This is a genomic window from Variovorax sp. NFACC27 (assembly GCF_048301545.1).
In the GTDB taxonomy this organism is placed as follows: Bacteria; Pseudomonadota; Gammaproteobacteria; order Burkholderiales; family Burkholderiaceae_C; genus Variovorax; species Variovorax gossypii.
This window is the reverse complement of sequence record NZ_CP157613.1, coordinates 3073929-3091078: the sequence shown is the minus strand read 5'-3', so window position 1 is coordinate 3091078 and position 17150 is coordinate 3073929. Positions and strand designations below refer to the sequence as shown.

General features: G+C 67.5%; 18 protein-coding genes and 1 riboswitch. Of the genes, 5 read left to right on the top strand and 13 right to left on the bottom strand.

The features are described 5' to 3' along the window. Positions 1-253 precede the first annotated feature (253 nt). Positions 254-550: riboswitch (cobalamin riboswitch) on the bottom strand. Between the two features lie 79 nt (positions 551-629). Then, positions 630-851: a hypothetical protein gene (locus ABL840_RS14480; RefSeq protein WP_093201899.1), complete on the bottom strand. Its 222-nt coding sequence runs from the start codon at positions 849-851 to the stop codon at positions 630-632. Between the two features lie 170 nt (positions 852-1021). Here ABL840_RS14480 and ABL840_RS14475 point away from each other — a divergent pair, with 170 nt between their 5' ends. After that, complete coding sequence (locus ABL840_RS14475; protein ID WP_093201901.1) at positions 1022-1426, top strand: hypothetical protein; 405 nt, start codon at positions 1022-1024, stop codon at positions 1424-1426. A 34-nt stretch (positions 1427-1460) separates the two neighbouring features. On the opposite strand, the gene ybaL is transcribed toward ABL840_RS14475, so the two are convergent. The 3 genes from ybaL to phbB all read right to left on the bottom strand — a co-directional run bounded on the left by ybaL (position 1461) and on the right by phbB (position 5448). Then, positions 1461-3164 (bottom strand): YbaL family putative K(+) efflux transporter, encoded by a 1704-nt coding sequence (gene ybaL / locus ABL840_RS14470; protein ID WP_093201904.1) that lies wholly within the window; start codon positions 3162-3164, stop codon positions 1461-1463. A gap of 76 nt (positions 3165-3240) precedes the next feature. Further along, positions 3241-4584, bottom strand: a complete 1344-nt coding sequence (locus tag ABL840_RS14465; protein ID WP_093305056.1) for a dicarboxylate/amino acid:cation symporter — start codon at positions 4582-4584, stop codon at positions 3241-3243. 126 nt (positions 4585-4710) lie between these two features. Further along, on the bottom strand, positions 4711-5448 hold the full coding sequence (gene phbB / locus ABL840_RS14460; protein ID WP_093201910.1) for an acetoacetyl-CoA reductase: 738 nt from the start codon (positions 5446-5448) through the stop codon (positions 4711-4713). Between the two features lie 204 nt (positions 5449-5652). Between phbB and ABL840_RS14455 the strand changes: the two genes are divergently transcribed. After that, positions 5653-6300: a DJ-1/PfpI family protein gene (locus tag ABL840_RS14455; protein WP_093201913.1), complete on the top strand. Its 648-nt coding sequence runs from the start codon at positions 5653-5655 to the stop codon at positions 6298-6300. Continuing rightward, positions 6297-6809, top strand: a complete 513-nt coding sequence (locus ABL840_RS14450; protein ID WP_093305058.1) for a CinA family protein — start codon at positions 6297-6299, stop codon at positions 6807-6809. Before ABL840_RS14455 ends, ABL840_RS14450 begins: the two co-directional genes overlap by 4 nt. Before the next feature lie 12 nt (positions 6810-6821). Here the strand turns inward: ABL840_RS14450 and ABL840_RS14445 are convergent, their stop codons facing one another. The 5 genes from ABL840_RS14445 to ABL840_RS14425 are packed head-to-tail and all read right to left on the bottom strand — an operon-like array spanning position 6822 to position 11822. After that, positions 6822-7841 (bottom strand): tripartite tricarboxylate transporter substrate-binding protein, encoded by a 1020-nt coding sequence (locus ABL840_RS14445; protein WP_093305060.1) that lies wholly within the window; start codon positions 7839-7841, stop codon positions 6822-6824. Positions 7842-7871: 30 nt separating this feature from the next. After that, positions 7872-8726 carry an HpcH/HpaI aldolase/citrate lyase family protein gene (locus ABL840_RS14440; protein WP_093305062.1) on the bottom strand — a complete coding sequence of 285 codons (855 nt, stop codon included), beginning with the start codon at positions 8724-8726 and terminating at the stop codon, positions 7872-7874. Continuing rightward, positions 8723-9904 carry a CaiB/BaiF CoA transferase family protein gene (locus tag ABL840_RS14435; RefSeq protein WP_093305065.1) on the bottom strand — a complete coding sequence of 394 codons (1182 nt, stop codon included), beginning with the start codon at positions 9902-9904 and terminating at the stop codon, positions 8723-8725. The genes ABL840_RS14440 and ABL840_RS14435 overlap by 4 nt, the downstream gene beginning before the upstream one ends. A 17-nt stretch (positions 9905-9921) precedes the next feature. Then, entirely contained in the window at positions 9922-10827 is a 906-nt protein-coding gene (locus tag ABL840_RS14430; protein WP_093305067.1) for an FAS1-like dehydratase domain-containing protein, read from the bottom strand. A 17-nt stretch (positions 10828-10844) separates the two neighbouring features. Then, positions 10845-11822 (bottom strand): tripartite tricarboxylate transporter substrate binding protein, encoded by a 978-nt coding sequence (locus ABL840_RS14425; protein WP_093305069.1) that lies wholly within the window; start codon positions 11820-11822, stop codon positions 10845-10847. Between the two features lie 121 nt (positions 11823-11943). On the opposite strand from ABL840_RS14425, the gene ABL840_RS14420 reads away from it, so the two are divergent. Further along, entirely contained in the window at positions 11944-12858 is a 915-nt protein-coding gene (locus ABL840_RS14420; RefSeq protein WP_093201932.1) for a LysR family transcriptional regulator, read from the top strand. A gap of 455 nt (positions 12859-13313) precedes the next feature. On the opposite strand, the gene ABL840_RS14415 is transcribed toward ABL840_RS14420, so the two are convergent. The 3 genes from ABL840_RS14415 to yghU are packed head-to-tail and all read right to left on the bottom strand — an operon-like array spanning position 13314 to position 15218. Further along, positions 13314-13733: a hypothetical protein gene (locus tag ABL840_RS14415; RefSeq protein WP_093305071.1), complete on the bottom strand. Its 420-nt coding sequence runs from the start codon at positions 13731-13733 to the stop codon at positions 13314-13316. 3 nt (positions 13734-13736) lie between these two features. Then, complete coding sequence (locus tag ABL840_RS14410; protein ID WP_093305073.1) at positions 13737-14327, bottom strand: NADPH-dependent FMN reductase; 591 nt, start codon at positions 14325-14327, stop codon at positions 13737-13739. A 9-nt stretch (positions 14328-14336) separates the two neighbouring features. Further along, a complete protein-coding gene (yghU, locus tag ABL840_RS14405) occupies positions 14337-15218 on the bottom strand; it encodes a glutathione-dependent disulfide-bond oxidoreductase (protein WP_093305075.1) in 882 nt (293 codons plus the stop codon). Positions 15219-15246: 28 nt separating this feature from the next. Here yghU and ABL840_RS14400 point away from each other — a divergent pair, with 28 nt between their 5' ends. Next, complete coding sequence (locus tag ABL840_RS14400; protein ID WP_093305077.1) at positions 15247-15891, top strand: glutathione S-transferase family protein; 645 nt, start codon at positions 15247-15249, stop codon at positions 15889-15891. Positions 15892-15942: 51 nt separating this feature from the next. Here the strand turns inward: ABL840_RS14400 and ABL840_RS14395 are convergent, their stop codons facing one another. After that, complete coding sequence (locus ABL840_RS14395) at positions 15943-17121, bottom strand: acetyl-CoA C-acetyltransferase (protein ID WP_093201945.1); 1179 nt, start codon at positions 17119-17121, stop codon at positions 15943-15945. Positions 17122-17150: the final 29 nt, after the last annotated feature.

Genomic DNA, 17150 nt, shown 5'->3' with positions numbered 1-17150 from the left:
CCCAATCCCAATGAAATGCCCGAAAGGCCCGAAAGGCCCGAAAGGCCCGAAAGACCCGAAAGGCGTGTCCTGCGCGGTGGCGGCACACCCTTGCGATCGCGCCGCGGCGATGCATGACCCATGTAGCTTCTCCTCCGGCCTGCGTCCCCGCAGGCTCCCGACCGATGAAGGACGCGGCGGAAGAAGAGGCGAAGGGACTGCGGCGGCTCGGGGGCGAGGGATGCGGCAGGCCCGGACACGCACTCCCGCAGCGTCCGAAGGCGGTTGCGAGGGCCGGTATCCGGGCTTGCGGAGCGCCGCGGCGTGCTTCATGTGGATGCACGCCACGACGGAAATCCTCGCCTTCCCACGCCGAAGCGCAGTGGCTGCCCGTGCCAACCGAGATGGCACGTGCGTGAGGGTTTCCAGATCCGCTGACCGTTGCGGGGGCAGCGCAGGAATTGACGCATCGATCGATCAAGAGAACGACGACGCGGCGCACCTGCTTCCCGTTTAACCCCGTCGCCATGGATGAGATGGCGTGCGGGGCACCTTCGAACCGTGTTGTCCGGCGCAGTTAATGAAAACTGCCGCACCGGAACGGCGGGATTATAGGTAGCGCCCCCTCGGGAGGGGCCGCGCCGCGGGCTTCAGCCGGGCTTTCCGTCGGGGCCGAACAGCCGTCGCATCATGGCCACGCCGGCCACCAGAGCGTTCGAATAGGTGGCGTAGGGCTCGTGGGCGGCTTCCAGCGGCACATAGACGTGGGAGGTTTCGCCGGGCGTGTCGTCCACGGCCTCCATCAGCACCCAGTAGAACTCGCCCGCCTCCAGTTCGTGGACGGTGAGTGCGATGTTTCTGGGAGAGGGCATGGTGCAAGGATGAATGTGCTGCCTGACTACTGGATGAACAGGAAATGCACGGGCGTGGTTGACAGAGCTTTCGGGGTTCTCCTACAGAGCACGCCCCGGGTGCGACCTAATGTTGTATCAACAGGGACTCACGAGACTCCAAGAAGAACCGACCAAGAACAGGAGGCAGCATGAAGCACTTCACTCTTGAACCCGGCATGCGATCGAGCATCGGCGGCGCCTTCTACCCGACCGGCTACTCGATGGTGATGTTCCCCAGCGCCGAGGATGCGGACCGCATCGGCCACCGCCTGATCGAAAAGGGCATGAGCGGCGACGAGGTCTACCTGCTTCCAGCCGAGACGGTTCTCGCGGAGATCGTCCCGACCGTGAGGTCGGCCGACAGCCCCCTGCCCTCCGCCGGCACCGACGCGGCCACGGTGCGCGCCTATGCCAAGCTGGCGAAAGAGGGCCATACCGGCCTGCTCGTCAGGACGAAGGACGGCGCGGCCGCCGAGCGGCTGATGGAGCTGGTGCGAACCGTGCCCTACTCCATCGCCCAGCGCTACCGCACGCTGGTGATCGAAGACCTCTGAAGCCCTGAAGGGAAAGAGTCCCTTTCAGGGGCCCTCAGGCCGGCACGGCCATCGACACGGCGCGCTGGACCACGTCGCGGGCCATGGCCTGGGCCAGTTCCTGCTCGCCGAGAAACACGGTGGCGGAGGTTTCCTGCGTGAGCAGCCGGGCCTCCTGCTCGTTGTGGCTGCGGATCACCGTCTGGATGGTCGGGTTGAGCGTGCGCGCGGTTTCCATCATCTGGCGCACGTTCATGGTGTCGGGCGTGGCCACGACCAGCACGCGGGCGCGGGCGATGTGCGCTTGTATCAGCACGGCCGGATCGGCCGCGTCGCCCCAGACGGCCGGGGTGCCGGCCTCGCGCAGCTTCTCGACCAGTTCGCGGTTCTGCTCGGCCACCACGTAGGGGATGTCGTTCGCGTCGAGCTCCGCCGCGATGCGGCGCCCCACCCGGCCGTAGCCCACCAGCACCACCTGCCGCGAGAGGTACTTCGCCTCGGTGGTCATGGGCAGTTCGGCGAGCGGGTCGTCGCGCATCTCGAGTCCGCGCGCGAAGGAGGAATGGGCATGCAGCCATTTCTGCATCGGTGCGATCAGGCTGAACCACAGCGGATTGGTGGCGATGGAAATCAGCGCCCCGGCCAGCACCAGGCTCTGCCCCTCCACCGGCAGCAGGCCCAGCGACACGCCCAGCCCCGCCAGGATGAACGAGAACTCGCCGATCTGCGCCAGGCTGGCGCTGACCGTGAGCGCCGTGCCCAGCGGATAGCGGAACACCAGCACCAGCGCGCAGGCCGCGAGCGACTTGCCCAGCACGATGACCAGCACCACCGCCAGCACCTGCAGCGGCCGCTCGATCAGCACCGAGGGGTCGAACAGCATGCCGACCGACACGAAGAACAGCACCGCGAAGGCGTCGCGCAGCGGCAGCGATTCCTGAGCTGCCCGGTGGGCGAACTGCGACTCGCGCATCACCATGCCGGCGAAGAAGGCGCCCAGCGCGAACGACACGCCGAAGAGCGCAGCCGACGCGTAGGCGATGCTCACGGCAGCGGCCACCACGCACAGCGTGAACAGCTCGCGCGAGCCGGTGCGCGTGACCTGCCAGAGGATCCACGGGAACACGCGCCGCCCCACCACCAGCATCAGCGCGACGAAGCCGCCCACCTGCAGCAGCGTGAGGCCTAGCGTCTGCCACAGCGGATCGCCCGAGCCGGCAGCACCCGACACGCCCAGCGTGCCCGCCAGCGGCGGCAGCAGCACGAGCACCAGCACCATCGCCAGGTCTTCCACCACCAGCCAGCCGACGGCGATGCGGCCGGTGAACGAATCGAGGATGCCCAGGCTTTCGAGCGCGCGCAGCAGCACGACCGTGCTGGCCACCGACAACGCCAGCCCGAACACCAGCGCCGCGCCGGGGCTCCAGCCCCACCACAGGGCCAGGCCGCCGCCGAGCAGCGTGGCCACCGCAATCTGGGCGAGCGCGCCGGGCAGCGCGATCTTGCGCACGGCCAGCAGGTCGTCGAGCGAGAAATGAAGGCCCACGCCGAACATCAGCAGCATCACGCCGATTTCGGCGAGCTGGGCGGCAATGCCCGCATCGGCCACGAAGCCAGGGGTGAAGGGGCCGATGATCACGCCCGCCAGCAGGTAGCCGACCAGCGCCGGCAATCGCAGCCTGGCCGCCAGGAAGCCGAGGATGAGCGCCAGCCCCAGGCCGGCGGCGATCGTGTTGATGAGGGAGACGCTGTGGGGCATCGCTCCATTTTGCAGGAACGATGCCCGGCCTTTCATTTCGAACGGCCTTCCCGGCCGGCCGTTTCAGGCGGCCTGTTCAGCCCGCCATCTTGCTGGTGCGGGCGGCATCGAGCACCTCGGGCTCCTGCGCCTCCACCCAGCTCTCGTTGTTGAGCCCGGCCCGCAGGCGGGTCTCGTCGAGTTCGCCGGTCCACTTGGCGACCACGATGGTGGCGACGCCGTTGCCGATCAGGTTGGTCAGCGCGCGGGCTTCCGACATGAAGCGGTCGATGCCCAGGATCAGCGCCAGCCCCGCCACCGGCACATGGCCTACCGCCGACAGCGTGGCAGCCAGCACGATGAAGCCGCTGCCCGTGACGCCGGCCGCGCCCTTCGAGGTGAGCAGCAGCACCGCCAGCAGCGTGATTTCCTGCGTGAGCGTCATCGGCGTGTTGGTGGCCTGCGCGATGAACACGGCCGCCATCGTCAGGTAGATGGAAGTGCCGTCGAGGTTGAACGAGTAGCCGGTCGGTATGACGAGACCCACGCAGGTCTTGTTCGCGCCCAGGTTCTCCATCTTCTCCATCATGCGCGGCAGCACCGATTCGCTGGACGAGGTGCCCAGCACGATCAGCAGCTCTTCCTTGATGTACTTGATGAACTTCCAGATGCTGAATCCGTGGAATCTCGCGATGAGCCCCAGCACCACGAAGATGAACAGCAGGCAGGTCAGGTAGAAGGTGCCCATCAGCTTGCCGAGCGAGAACAGGCTGCCCAGCCCGTACTTGCCGATGGTGAAGGCCATTGCGCCGAAGGCACCGATGGGCGCCAGCTTCATGATGTAGTTGACGATGCCGAAGAGCACGTGCGAGCCCTTCTCGATCACGTCGAACACCAGCGTGCCGCGGCCGCCGAAGCGGTGCAGCGCGAAACCGAACATCACGGCGATCAGCAGCACCTGCAGGATCTCGCCCTTGGCGAATGCATCCACCACCGTGTTGGGGATGATGTTCATGATGAAGTCGATCGTGCCGGTCATCTTGCCCGGGCCGGTGTAGGCCGCGATGCTCTTGGTGTCGAGCGTGGCCGGATCGACGTTCATGCCCGAGCCGGGTTTGAGCACGTTGACCAGCACCAGCCCCACGATGAGCGCGATGGTGCTCACCACCTCGAAGTACAGCAGCGCGAGGCCGCCGGTCTTGCCGACCTTCTTCATGTCTTCCATGCCGGCGATGCCCACCACCACCGTGCAGAAGATGATCGGCGCGATGATCATCTTGATCAGCTTGATGAAGCCATCGCCCAGCGGCTTCATCGCCTCGCCGGCCGCCGGGTAGAAGTGGCCGAGCAGCACGCCGATGATCACCGCGGTGATCACCTGCACGTAGAGGGAGCGGTAGAGCGGGAGCTTTCTGGCGGATGTGCTTGTTGTGCTTTCCATGTTTGCCTCCGGAGGGTTGAAGACTGTAGGACGCGTATTCGCGGTTTTCTATCCGTGGAACCCGCATCGTCGAAATGAAAAGACCCGCCGAAGCGGGTCTTGTCGATCAGGTGTAAGTCAGCATGCTTAATGCATGTGGAGACCGCCGTTGACGGAGAAGTCGGCCCCCGTGCTGTAGCCGCCTTCGTCGGTGGCCAGCCACGAGATGATGGAGGCGATTTCGCTCGGCTCGCCCAGGCGCTTGACCGGAATGGTGGCCACGATCTTGTCGAGCACTTCCTGGCGGATGGCCTTGACCATGTCGGTGCCGATGTAGCCCGGGCTCACGGTGTTGACCGTCACGCCCTTGTTGGCCAGCTCCTGTGCCAGCGCCATGGTGAAGCCGTGCATGCCGGCCTTGGCCGCCGAATAGTTGGTCTGGCCCGCCTGGCCCTTGGCGCCGTTGACCGAGCTGATGTTGATGATGCGGCCCCAGCCCTTTTCGACCATGTCGCCCACCACCTGCTTGGTGACGTTGAACATGCTGTTGAGGTTGGTCTCGATGACCGCGCTCCAGTCCTCGGGCGTCATCTTGAGGAACATGCGGTCCCGCGTGATGCCGGCGTTGTTCACCAGCACGTCGATGGGGCCGTGCGCGGCCTTGGCGGCGGAGAAGGCTTCGACGGTGGATTGCCAGTCGCCCACATTGCCGACCGACGCATGGAACTCGAAGCCTGCGGCTTTCTGTTCGGCCAGCCACTTGGCGTAGTCGCGCGTGGGGCCGCAACCTGCGACCACGGTGAACCCGTCCTTGTAGAGACGCTGGCAGATGGCTGTTCCGATGCCACCCATGCCCCCGGTGACATATGCAACTTTCTTGCTCATGAGATTTCCTTTGTGTAATGGCAAAAGCCTGAACGGCCGCCTTCACTCTAGCGAGTTTCAAGCCATGGGCCCTCTGAGGAAAACACTGAGCCAAGCTTGCAACCAGCTGTCACGAAGAGTGGTCACGAAGCGACCTTCGTTCCCAGCCTCTATCCTCTCATCCGTGCGTGTCCGCACAGGCAAAAACCCAAGGAGTTCCAAAGTATGAATTTCGGGATCATCGTCTTCCCCGACGTCGAGGAACTCGACTTCGTCGGCCCCTGGGAAATGCTCACCATGTGGAGCAAGCTGGCCGGCGGTCCCGAGCACTGCCTGATCGTGGCCGAGAAGCGCGAGCCGGTGGCCTGCGCCAAGGGCCTTTCCATCAACCCCCACGTTTCCTTCGCCGACTGCCCCCAGCTCGACTGCCTGCTCGTTCCCGGCGGCATGGGCACGCGCCGCGAGGTCGACAACGTGGTCATGACCCGCTTCCTCGCCGACCAGGCGCCCGGATGCACCACGCTGATGTCCGTATGCACCGGCGCCTTCGTGCTGCATGCGGCCGGGCTGCTCTCGGGCAAGACCGCGACCACGCACTGGGGATCGCTCGACCGCCTGCGCGCGCTGGGCGACGTGAAGGTGGTGGAGCAGCGATTCGTGCAGGACGGCAACGTCTGGACCTCGGCCGGGGTATCGGCCGGTACCGACCTGATGCTGGCCTACATCGCCCACAGCGCGGGCGAGGAAGCCGCCGCCAAGGTGCAGCTGCAGGCCGAGTACTACCCCGCGGACACCGTCTACGGAAACACGGCGAGCCACGAGCGCGCGCCGGCCTACGTGAAGCGGCCCGGTCCGCGCTCCCACGCGCAATGAGTTCGCCTGCCCTCCCCGAACCGCTGCCCGTGCTCGCGGCCCGCGTGGGCGAAGCGCTGCGCGCGCGAGGCCAGACTGTGGCGGTGGTCGAGTCGTCGGCAGGTGGCCTGGTGTCGGCCGCCCTGCTCGCCATCGCGGGCGCCTCGGCTTACTTCAAGGGCGGTGCGGTCGTCTACTCGAGGCGAGCCGGCCGCGCGCTGCTGGACCTGACCGCCGAAGACATGGCCGGCATGCGCGGCGAGACCGAGCCCTACGCCCGGCTCGTCGCCGGCCGGGTGCGCGACACCCACCACTCGAGCTGGGGCATCGCCGAAAGCGGCGCGGCCGGGCCGTCGCCGAGCCCGTACGGCGACGTGCCGGGACGCGTGTGCCTCTCGATCGTCGGCCCGGTCACTGTGAGCCGCACCGTCGAGACCGGCGATGCGGACCGGCCGGCGAACATGGACCTGTTCGCGCGGCACCTGCTCGCGCTGTTCGACGAAGTCCTGCGCGAACAGCCCCCGGCCTGACGAAGGAAAAGGTCAGTCCGCCTGCACGCCCGCCGCGCGGATCACCTTGCCCCACTTGGCGACCTCCGCCGTCAGATGCGTACGCAGGCTCTCCGAGGTCTGCTTTTCCACCGGCACGATCTCCGAGCTGAGTTCGGCCAGGCGGTGCTTCACCATGTCGTCCTGCAGCCCGGCGCGCAGGGCTGCGTTGAGCTTCTCGATCACCGCGGGCGGCGTGCCCTTGGGCGCATAGATGCCGTGCCACACCCTCACGTCGAAGCCCTTGAGGCCCTGCTCGTCGAGCGTCGGAATGTTCGGCAGGCTCGACAGCCGCTGCGGCGTGGTCACGCCGAACACCTTCACCCGGTTGCCGTCCTTGATGACCGGCGCGGTCTGCGTGGTCTGGTCGCACAGCAGGTCGACCTGCCCGCCCATCAGGTCGTTGAGCGCCGGCCCTGCACCCTTGTAGGGCACGGTGGTCAACTGCACCCCGATCTGGTTCATGAAGAGCAGCCCGCACAGCTGCGACACCGCGCCCACGCCCGCGTTGGCCAGCGTGACCTTGTCCTTGTTGGCCTTCACGTAGGTCAGCAGCTCCTGGTAGTTGTTGGCCGGGAAGTCCTTGCGCGACAGCAGCGTCATCGGCACGTCCAGCACCTGGCCGACGTATTCGAAGTCCTTCAGCGGGTCGTAGTTGAGCTTCTTGTAGAGCGCGGGCGCGGTGGCCATGCCCATGTGATGGATCAGGATGGTGTAGCCGTTGGGCGCCGCCTTGGCCACCCGCGCGGGCGCGATGGTGCCGCCCGCGCCCACGGTGTTCTCGACGATCACCGGCTGGCCCAGCGACTTGCCCATGGGAATGGCCAGCATGCGCGCCACCACGTCGGTCGGACCGCCGGCCGAGTACGGCACGACCATCGTCACCGGCTTGTCGGGCCATGCGGCCTGCGCCGATGCCGGCGCCTGGAAGGCGAGCAGGCAGGCGCCCGCGGACGCGGCGATCAGGGTCTTGAGTTTCCAGGTCTTCTTCGTTGCTCTCGTTGCTCTCGTCACTTGCTTGTCTCCTTTGTGGTTTGTCTCTGTTCAGGGTTGTTCTTCGAACGCGAGCAGGCGTTCGGCCAGCCGCACCACCGGCGCATCGACCATGCGCCCGTCGAGGCTCACGACACCGCCGCCGGCCGCGCGTATGGCCTCGACCACGCGGCGGGCCCACGCCAGCTCCTGCGCCGTAGGGCCGAGCGCCGCATGGACCGGCGCGACCTGGTCGGGGTGGATGCACAGCTTGGCGCCGAAGCCGCCGCGCCGGGCGCGCGCGGTGTCGACTGCCAGCCGGGCGGCGTCGCGCCAGTCGGGCGTCACGCCGTCGATGGGCGCGACGAGGCCGGCACGACGCGTGGCCAGCAGCAGCGCGAGACGCACCGGCACCAGCTCGGCCTCGTCGGCATCGCAGGCAAGGCCCAGGTCGGCCTGGAAATCCAGGTTGCCGAAGGCCAGGCGCAGCACCTGCGGGGCGGCGGCGAGTTCGTCGACCGCAGCAAGACCGGCGGCCGATTCGATCAGCGGCACCAGCACGGCCGACGGACCGGCGGCGACAGCCAGCCGAGAGAGATCGGCCGCGCGCTCCGCCTTGGGCAGCACGATGCCGGCGATCAGCCCCTGTGCGGCGAGCGCCCCGACCTGCGCGCGATCGTCGTCGTGCCACGGCGTGCCGGCCGCATTGATGCGCACCAGCAGCCGTCGCCGGTCTTCGGCGGGCAGCGCGGCGAACGAAGATGCCAGTTGCTCGCGCGCCGATGCCTTGCGCTCGGGCGCGACGGCGTCTTCCAGATCGACGATCACGCCGCCTGCCCCGGTTGCGAGCGCGCGCGCATGGCGCTCCGGCCGGTCGGCGGGCACGAAGAGAAAGGCGCGTGCCAGCGAAAGCGGCGGCGCGCTCACACCGCCCTCGCTTCGCGCAGCGCCGCGATGTCCGCCTCGCTGCGCCCGAGGCTGCGCAGGATGGCGTCGGTGTGCTCGCCGACCGCCGGGATCGGGTCCATGCGGTAGTCGAAGGCGCTCTGGCGTCCGGCCGGCAGCAGGGCCGGTATGTCCCCCGCCGGCGAGCCCACCTGCCGCCAGCGCTCGCGCGCCTGCAGCTGCGGATGCGCCCACAGGCCGGCCATGTCGTTCATGCGGGCGTTGGCGATCTGCGCGGTGTCGAGCCGCTCCAGCACCTGCGCCGTGCTCAGCGCGCCGAAGGTCTCGAGGATGATGGCGCGCAGCGTCTCGCGGTTCTCGTTGCGCCGCGCGTTGCTGTCGAAGCGCGGGTCGGTGGCCAGCCCCGCCTGCAGCAGCACCTTCTCGCAGAAGGTGCGCCACTCGCGCTCGTTCTGCAGGCCCAGCATCACGGTGCCGCCGTCGCCCGCGGGAAACGGACCGTACGGGTAGATCGTCGCGTGCGACGCGGCGCTGCGCGGCGGCGGCGGCGCGCCGTCGTAGGCGTAGTACATCGGGTAGCCCATCCACTCGGCGAGCGATTCGAGCATCGACACGTCGATGTGCGAGCCCTTGCCCGTCTTGCCGCGCTGGAGCAGCGCCGCGAGGATGCCGGTGTACGCATACATGCCGGCCGCGATGTCGGCGATGGAGTTGCCCGACTTGCAGGGCTCGTCCGGCGTGCCCGTCACCGAGAGAAAGCCCGCCTCGCTCTGGATCAGCAGGTCGTAGGCCTTCTTGTCGCGGTACGGGCCGTCCTCGCCGTAGCCAGAGATGTCGCAGACGATGAGCCTAGGGTGCTTCGCCTGCAGCGCCTGCGCGCCCAGCCCCATGCGCGCGGCGGCGCCGGGCGCAAGGTTCTGCACCAGCACGTCGGCATCGGCCAGCAACTCCTGCAGCACGGCGAGCGCGGCGGGCTGCTTGAGATCGAGCGTGAGGCTTTCCTTCGAGCGGTTCACCCACACGAAATGCGAGGCCTCGCCGCCGACGCGGGCGTCGTAGGCGCGCGCGAAGTCACCCACCTCGGGGCGCTCCACCTTGATGACGCGCGCTCCGAGGTCGGCGAGCTGGCGCGTGCAGAACGGCGCGGCGATCGCGTGTTCGAGAGAGATGACGGTGATGCCGTCCAGGGGTCTTGTCATGTGCCTGTTCCTCCCGCTCAGGCCAGCACGGCCGTGGCCTGCATGGTGAGCCAGCCGTCGGCGTCCTCGCCCCAGAGGCTGAATGTCTTGCCGTCCACACTTCCCTCGGCGGGCTTGCCGTGCACGCGGAACGGCGCGATGTCGAAGGTCGGCCGCACCGCGCGGAACTCGAAGCGCGCGAGCTGCGCGCCCGGCACGTTGCGGCGCAGCAGGTCGACCAGCAGCGTGGCGATCAACGGGCCGTGCACGATCAGGCCCGGGTAGCCCTCGACCTGCGTGACATAGCGGCGGTCGTAGTGGATGCGGTGGCCGTTGAAGGTGAGCGCCGAATAGCGGAAGAGCAGCACGTCGTCGGGCGCGATGTCGCGGCTGAAGGTGGCGTCCTTCGGCGCTGGCGTGGGCGGCGGGCCCGCTTCGCCAGGTTGCGCCGCAGCGCGGTAGACGATGTCGTGCTCCTCGGTGAGCGCGAGGCCACGTTCGTTGCGCACCTCGTGGCGCACCAGCACGAACACCAGCTCGCCGGTGCGGCCCGCCTTGTGCGTGACCGAGACAATGCGCGAGATGCGCTCCACCTTGTCGCCGACCTGCAGCGGATTGCCCGGCTCCCACGCGAGCCGCCCGCCCGCCCACATGCGGCGCGGCAGCGGCACCGGCGGCAGGAAGCCGCCGCGCTTCGCGTGACCGTCCTCGCCGATCTCGGACTGGCGATGGTGCGGCAGGAAGTAGAGCCAGTGCCACAGCTCGGGCAGGCGCGTGCCGGCCTGCGGCGGCGCGTCGTCGCGATCGAGCGTGGCGGAAAGCGCGCGCACGGGCGCGGCGGTGATGTCGTCGGCCAGCGTTTCGCTGCGGCCCTGCCAGGCCTGCAGCTTCGCCAGCGCCTCGCCGTCGATCGCGAGGGATGAAGTCTGTGTGTCGTTGCTCATGGATTCCTGTTCGTCATTCAGTCGACGGCCGCGCCGGAGGCCTTGACGATCCGCGCCCACTTGGCGAGGTCGTCGTGCAGCAGCGCCGAGAACTGTTCGGGGGTAGTCGGCGCGGCGATCTCCACGCCCTGCTGGTCGAGCTTGTCGCGCAGGTCCTTCGAGGCCAGCGCCTTGCGCGTGGCGTCCTGCAGCGTGGCGAGCACGTCGGCCGGCACGCCCGCGGGAGCGAAGAGGCCGATCCACAGCGTGCCGTTGTAGCCGGGCACGGCCTCGGCGATGGTGGGCACGTCGGGCAGCACGGGAGAGCGTTTCTCGCCGCTGACCGCCAGCGCGCGCAGCTTGCCGGCCTTGATGTGCGACAGCGCCGAAGGCAGGCTCGCGAACACGATGGGCAGCTGTCCGCCCAGCACGTCGTTGAGCGCCGGCGCCACGCCCTTGTACGGCACGTGCTGCATAGAGATGCCGGCCATGCTGTTGAGCATTTCGCCGAGCAGGTGGTTGAGCGTGCCGTTGCCGGCCGAGGCGTACTGGTAGTTCGCGCCCTTGGCCCGCGCGAGCTTCAGGAACTCGGCGAGGTTCTTCGCCGGGAACGAAGGGTTGACCAGCAACACGTTGGGCACCGCGCCGACGAGGCCGACGGGCTTGAAGTCCTTCTCGGGGTCGAAGCCCGGGTTCTTGTACAGCGCCGGGTTGATGGCCTGGCTGCTGCTGATGGTCATGAGCAGCGTGTAGCCGTCCTTCGGGCCCTTGGCCACCAGCTGAGTGCCGATGTTGCCGCCCGCGCCGGGGCGGTTGTCGACCACCACGCTGGCGTTGTTCATCACCTCGCCGAGCTTCTGGCCCACGAGGCGGCCGACGATGTCGTTGGTGCCGCCTGCGGCCTGGGGCACGACGAGCGTGACGGGGCGCGAGGGATAGCTTTGCGCGAGCGCGGGGCCCGCCGGAAGCACGAATGCGGCCGCCAGCGACAGCAGCGCCAATACGCGGAATTTCATGTGTCTTGTCTCCATGGCCCGCATGGTCTGCCGCCCTACCCTCGCGCGCAATCTGCCATTTCGGAACCCAGCCTTCCGCATTTCCGAAGGCTGAGGGCATCCCGCGGCCTACCATCGCCCGATGCTCTTCGACCTCACCGACCTGCGCCTCTTCGTCGCCACGGCCGAGCTCGGCAACCTCACGCGGGCGGCCGAGCGCCAGCACATGTCGCTGGCTGCCGCCAGCGCGCGCATCAAGGCGCTGGAAACGCAGGCCGGCCTGCAACTCCTTCAGCGCGAGGCCCGGGGCGTGCGGCTGCTGCCGCCGGGCGAAGCCTTCCTGCATCACGCGCGCCTCGTGCTCCACCAGACGGAGCAGTTGCGCGCCGACCTGCTCGAGTACGGCGGCGGCCTGCGCGGCCACCTGCGCGTGTTCGCCAACACCACGGCGGTGACCGACTTCCTGCCCGAGATCCTGCCGGGCTTCCTGGCGCGTAACCCGCGCATCAACGTCGACCTTCAGGAAAAACCGAATGCTCAGATCCCGCGCGGCGTGCTCGACGGCCGCGCCGACATCGGCATCGTCGCGGGCCGCGTCGACACACTGGGGCTGGAAGCCATCCACTTCAGCACCGACCGGCTGGTGCTCGCCACCTCGCGCAAACATCGCTTCGCCAAGCGCAAGAAGATCTCTTTCGCCGAGACGCTGGACGAGGACGCCATCGGCATGCAACAGGGCAGCACGCTGCAGACCTTCCTGGCGCAGATCACCGACAACCTCGGCAAGCGGCAGAAGCTGCGCATCCAGCTCGGCAGCTTCGACGCCATGTGCCGGATGATCGGCAACGGCGTGGGCATCGGCGTGGTGCCGGAGTCGGCGGCGCGGCGCAACCAGGAAAGCATGCAGCTCGCGCTCATCGACCTCGCCGACGCCTGGTGCGTGCGGGAGCGATACCTGCTGGTGCGCGACCGCGCGGCGCTGCCGATCTATGCGCAGGCACTGGTCGACACGCTGTGCCGGCACTACGCCGAGCAGCAGGCTTCGTCAGAAAGCTGAATGCGGCACCGTAAAAACAGCAACTTGCGCGCGAATGCTGAACAACCCGCTCCCGTCCCCATTTTCCGTGGACAACTTTGGGGGTAACTCATGAGGAGCCTTGTAAAACGAATGCAAGTCATTGTTTTACAAGGGTATTCCTTAGTTTGCTCAAAATTTGGGCGGTGAACAACTTTGGCCGCCAAAACCGCTTCACCGAGCCCTCAAACAGCCTCCAGGCCCAGTTTTTCACGGTTTCCCGTGAGCGAAAAACGCTATCGGATCAGCCACTTGCGACTGGAATGTGGAAAAGCCGGCTTCTTCCCCATTTTCAGTGCACAACTTTGGGGATAACTCATGCGGAGCCTTGTAAAAGGAACGCAAGTCATTGTTTTATAAAGGCATTCCACGCTTTGCCCAAATTTTGAGCGGTGAACAAGATGCCGCTGGCAGCAGGTGCCGGTGGCAAAAATCTGCTAGCGCAGGGAATAGACGCCGTTCGCCCAGAACGCGCCGGCGGCAGTCTGGAGCGAGACCGTCACTTTCCTGTTCTGCGGATCGACCTGCACTTCGCCGCCCGTGACCGGTACGACGACAGAAGGGAACGGACTTTTATCAGTGAGGACGATCTGCCCCGCTTCATAGCGCGCAGCCACGACCGGCTTTTCAGGCAGGCGAATCGACAGCGACGCGACCTCCCCGTACAGGGAGCCGCCGTGGCCGGAGATCGCCCAGCGTCCGGTTGGCGCCCTCAATGAAATCAGGTGAACCGGCTCCATGTCCGCGCGGCAGCTGCAATCGAAGGTGGCATACCGCGTCGGAAAGGAAACGCAACCCGACAGCAGGAACAGGAACACGAGAGCGGCGACGAACGACCGGCGCGCACTCACGGCCATCGATCAGTACGGGGGCGCCTTGCGCGCACGCTGCGCACGCGCCGCCTCGGTCCACCAGGCGAGGTCGTCGGCGAACCGCCCGAACGAACGCTGCAGCGATTCGCCGGCAGGCCCCGTCGGCTTGCCTGCCGCGTCCAGCGTCTGCGAGATCGGCCCGACGGCCAGCGTGCTCGACACGACGACCATGCCCATCTCCGACAGGATCGAATGCCACACCGTGCCCGAGCGCACGCCCGAGAAGCGTCCCGCCGAATAGCTCGCGATGGCCGCGGGGCGCCAGCACCACTCCTCGAGGAAATGGTCGGTGAGGTTCTTCAGGCCGGGCTGCGGGCCCCAGTTGTATTCGCCGGTGACGAAGACGAAGGCGTCGGCCGTGCGGATCTTCTCGGCCAGGGCTTCCATCGCCGCCGGCGCTGTGCCCTTCGGATATTCCTTGTACATGCGGTCGAGCATGGGCAGGTCGACCGCCTTCGCGTCGATCAGTTCCGCGTCGTCGCCGCGTTCGCGCAGGCCGGCGACGATGTAGTCCGCCAGGCGCACGCCCATGCGGTCGGAGCGGTAAGAACCGTAGAAGACCAGGATCCTGTCGCTCATGGCTGCACCCTATTTCTGTTCTGCTTCGAGCTTGTCCTGCGTGCGGGTGTCGAAGTCACCGGCGTCGTGGCGCTCGTGCAGTTGGCTCGAAGGCTGCCCCCAGGTGCGGTTGACCATGCGGCCGCGCTGCACTGCTGGCCGCTTCGCGATCTCGTCGGCCCAGCGCACCACGTTCTTGTACTCGCCTACCTGGAGGAACTCGCCCGCCTCGTAGAGCTGCCCCTTGGCGAGCGCGCCGTACCAGGGCCAGACGGCGATGTCGGCGATGGTGTATTCATCGCCCGCCAGGTAGCGGCTTTCGGCCAGGCGGCGGTCGAGCACGTCGAGCTGGCGCTTGGTTTCCATCGCGAAGCGGTCGATGGCGTATTCGATCTTCGTGGGCGCGTAGGCATAGAAGTGCCCGAAGCCGCCGCCCAGGTAAGGCGCGCTGCCCATCTGCCAGAACAGCCACGACAGGCACTCGGCGCGCGCCGCCCGCTCGGTCGGCAGGAATGCGTTGCCGAACTTCTCGGCCAGGTACTGCAGGATCGCAGCCGACTCGAACACGCGGATCGGCGCGTCGCCGCTGCGGTCCATCAGCGCGGGGATCTTGGAGTTCGGGTTCACCGCCACGAAGCCGCTGCCGAACTGGTCGCCTTCGTTGATGCGGATCAGCCAGGCGTCGTACTCGGCTCCCGCGTGGCCCAGCGCCAGCAGTTCCTCGAGCATCACCGTCACCTTCACGCCGTTGGGCGTTGCCAGCGAATAGAGTTGCAGCGGATGCCTGCCTACCGGCAGCTCCTTCTCATGCGTGGCGCCCGCGATCGGACGGTTGATGTTCGCGAAGCGCCCGCCGCTTTGCTTGTTCCATGACCAGACGGTGGGCGGCGTGTAGGCTGTCGTGCCATTCATGCGATGAGTTCCAGGAGTTGAACGGACGATGATCATTCTCTACGACTGCGCCACCGCACCCAGCCCGCGGCGCGCGCGCATCCTGCTTGCCGAGAAGGGCATTTCACACGAGACCGTGCAGGTCGACCTCGCTCGTGGTGAGCAGATGGGCGAGGCCTACCGGGCGATCAATCCGCAATGCACCGTGCCGGCACTGCGCACGGACGAAGAAGACGGCCTGCTGCTGACCGACAACGCCGCCATCGCGGCCTGGGTGGAGGCCCGATACCCGCAGCCGCCGCTGATGGGCGTCACGCCGCGCGAAAAGGCGGAGATCGCCAGCTGGAACTGGCGCATCGAATTCGAAGGCCTGCTGGCCATCGCCGAGACGCTGCGCAACAGCTCCCCCGCCATGGCCGACCGCGCGCTGCCCGGACCGGTGAACTACGCCCAGATCCCCGAGCTCGCGCAGCGCGGGCTCGCGCGGATCCAGCATTTCTTCGAGACGCTGAACGAACGACTGGCCGGCCGCGATTTCATCGCCACCGACCGGTTCAGCATTGCTGACATCACCGCCGTGGTGGCAGTGGATTTCGCTCGCGCGGTGCGGCTCAAGCCCGGGGAGCAGCACCCCGAGCTGCTGCGCTGGCGCGCGGCGATGGCGCAGCGGCCGTCGATGGCGATGGCGCGCTGAGCCGGGGACGACGGCGCGCCGGGCGCCGTCATCGGAACGACGGGACGACGATCAGCGTTCGATCGTCAGCGCCACGCCCATGCCCCCGCCGATGCACAGCGAGGCGATGCCCTTCTTGGCGTTCTGGCGCTGCATTTCATGCAGCAGCGTCACCAGGATGCGGCAGCCCGACGCGCCGATGGGGTGGCCGATGGCGATGGCGCCGCCGTTGACGTTCACCTTGTTGATGTCCCAGCCCATTTCCTTGTTCACGGCACAGGCCTGCGCGGCGAAGGCTTCGTTGATCTCGAGCAGGTCGAGGTCGGCGGCCTTCCAGCCGGCGCGCTGCAGAGCCTTGGTCGAGGCGGGCACGGGGCCCATGCCCATGATGGCGGGGTCGAGGCCGGCGGTGGCGTAGCTGGCGATGCGGCCCAGCGGCTTCAGGCCGAGGGCTGCGGCCTTCTTGGCCGTCATCACCATCACGGCGGCGGCGCCGTCGTTCAGGCCCGAGGCATTGCCCGCGGTCACGCCGCCGGCCTTGTCGAAGGCGGGACGCAGGCCGGCCAAGCCTTCGGCGCTGGTCTTGCGATTGATGAACTCGTCGGTGTTGAAGACGACGGGGTCGCCCTTCTTCTGCGGAATGCTCACGCCGACAATCTCGTCCTTGAACTTGCCGGCGTCCTGCGCGGCGGCGGCCTTGGTCTGGCTGCCCAGCGCCAGTTCGTCCTGCGCGGAGCGGTCGATGCCGTACTTCTTGGCCACGTTCTCGGCGGTGATGCCCATGTGGTACTGGTTGTAGACGTCCCACAGGCCGTCGACGATCATGGTGTCGACCAGCTTCCAGTCGCCCATGCGCTGGCCGTTGCGCGAGTTGGGCAGCACGTGCGGTGCGGCGCTCATGTTTTCCTGGCCGCCGGCGATCACGATCTCGCTGTCGCCCGTGGCCACGGCCTGCGCCGCCAGCATCACGGCCTTCAGGCCCGAGCCGCACACGGCGTTGATGGTGAGCGCCGGGGTTTCCTTGGTGCCGCCGCTCTTGAGCCACGCCTGGCGCGCGGGGTTCTGGCCCGCGCCCGCTGCCAGCACCTGGCCCATGATGGCCTCGCCGACCTGCTCGGCCGTGAGGTTCGCGCGTGCAATCACTTCCTTGATCACGATCGCACCCAGCTCCGTGGCCGGGATGCCGGCGAGCGAGCCGCCGAACTTGCCGACTGCCGTGCGGGCTGCCGAAACGATGACGATGTCTTCCATGAGGTTCTCCGTTGAAGTGATTTGAAACT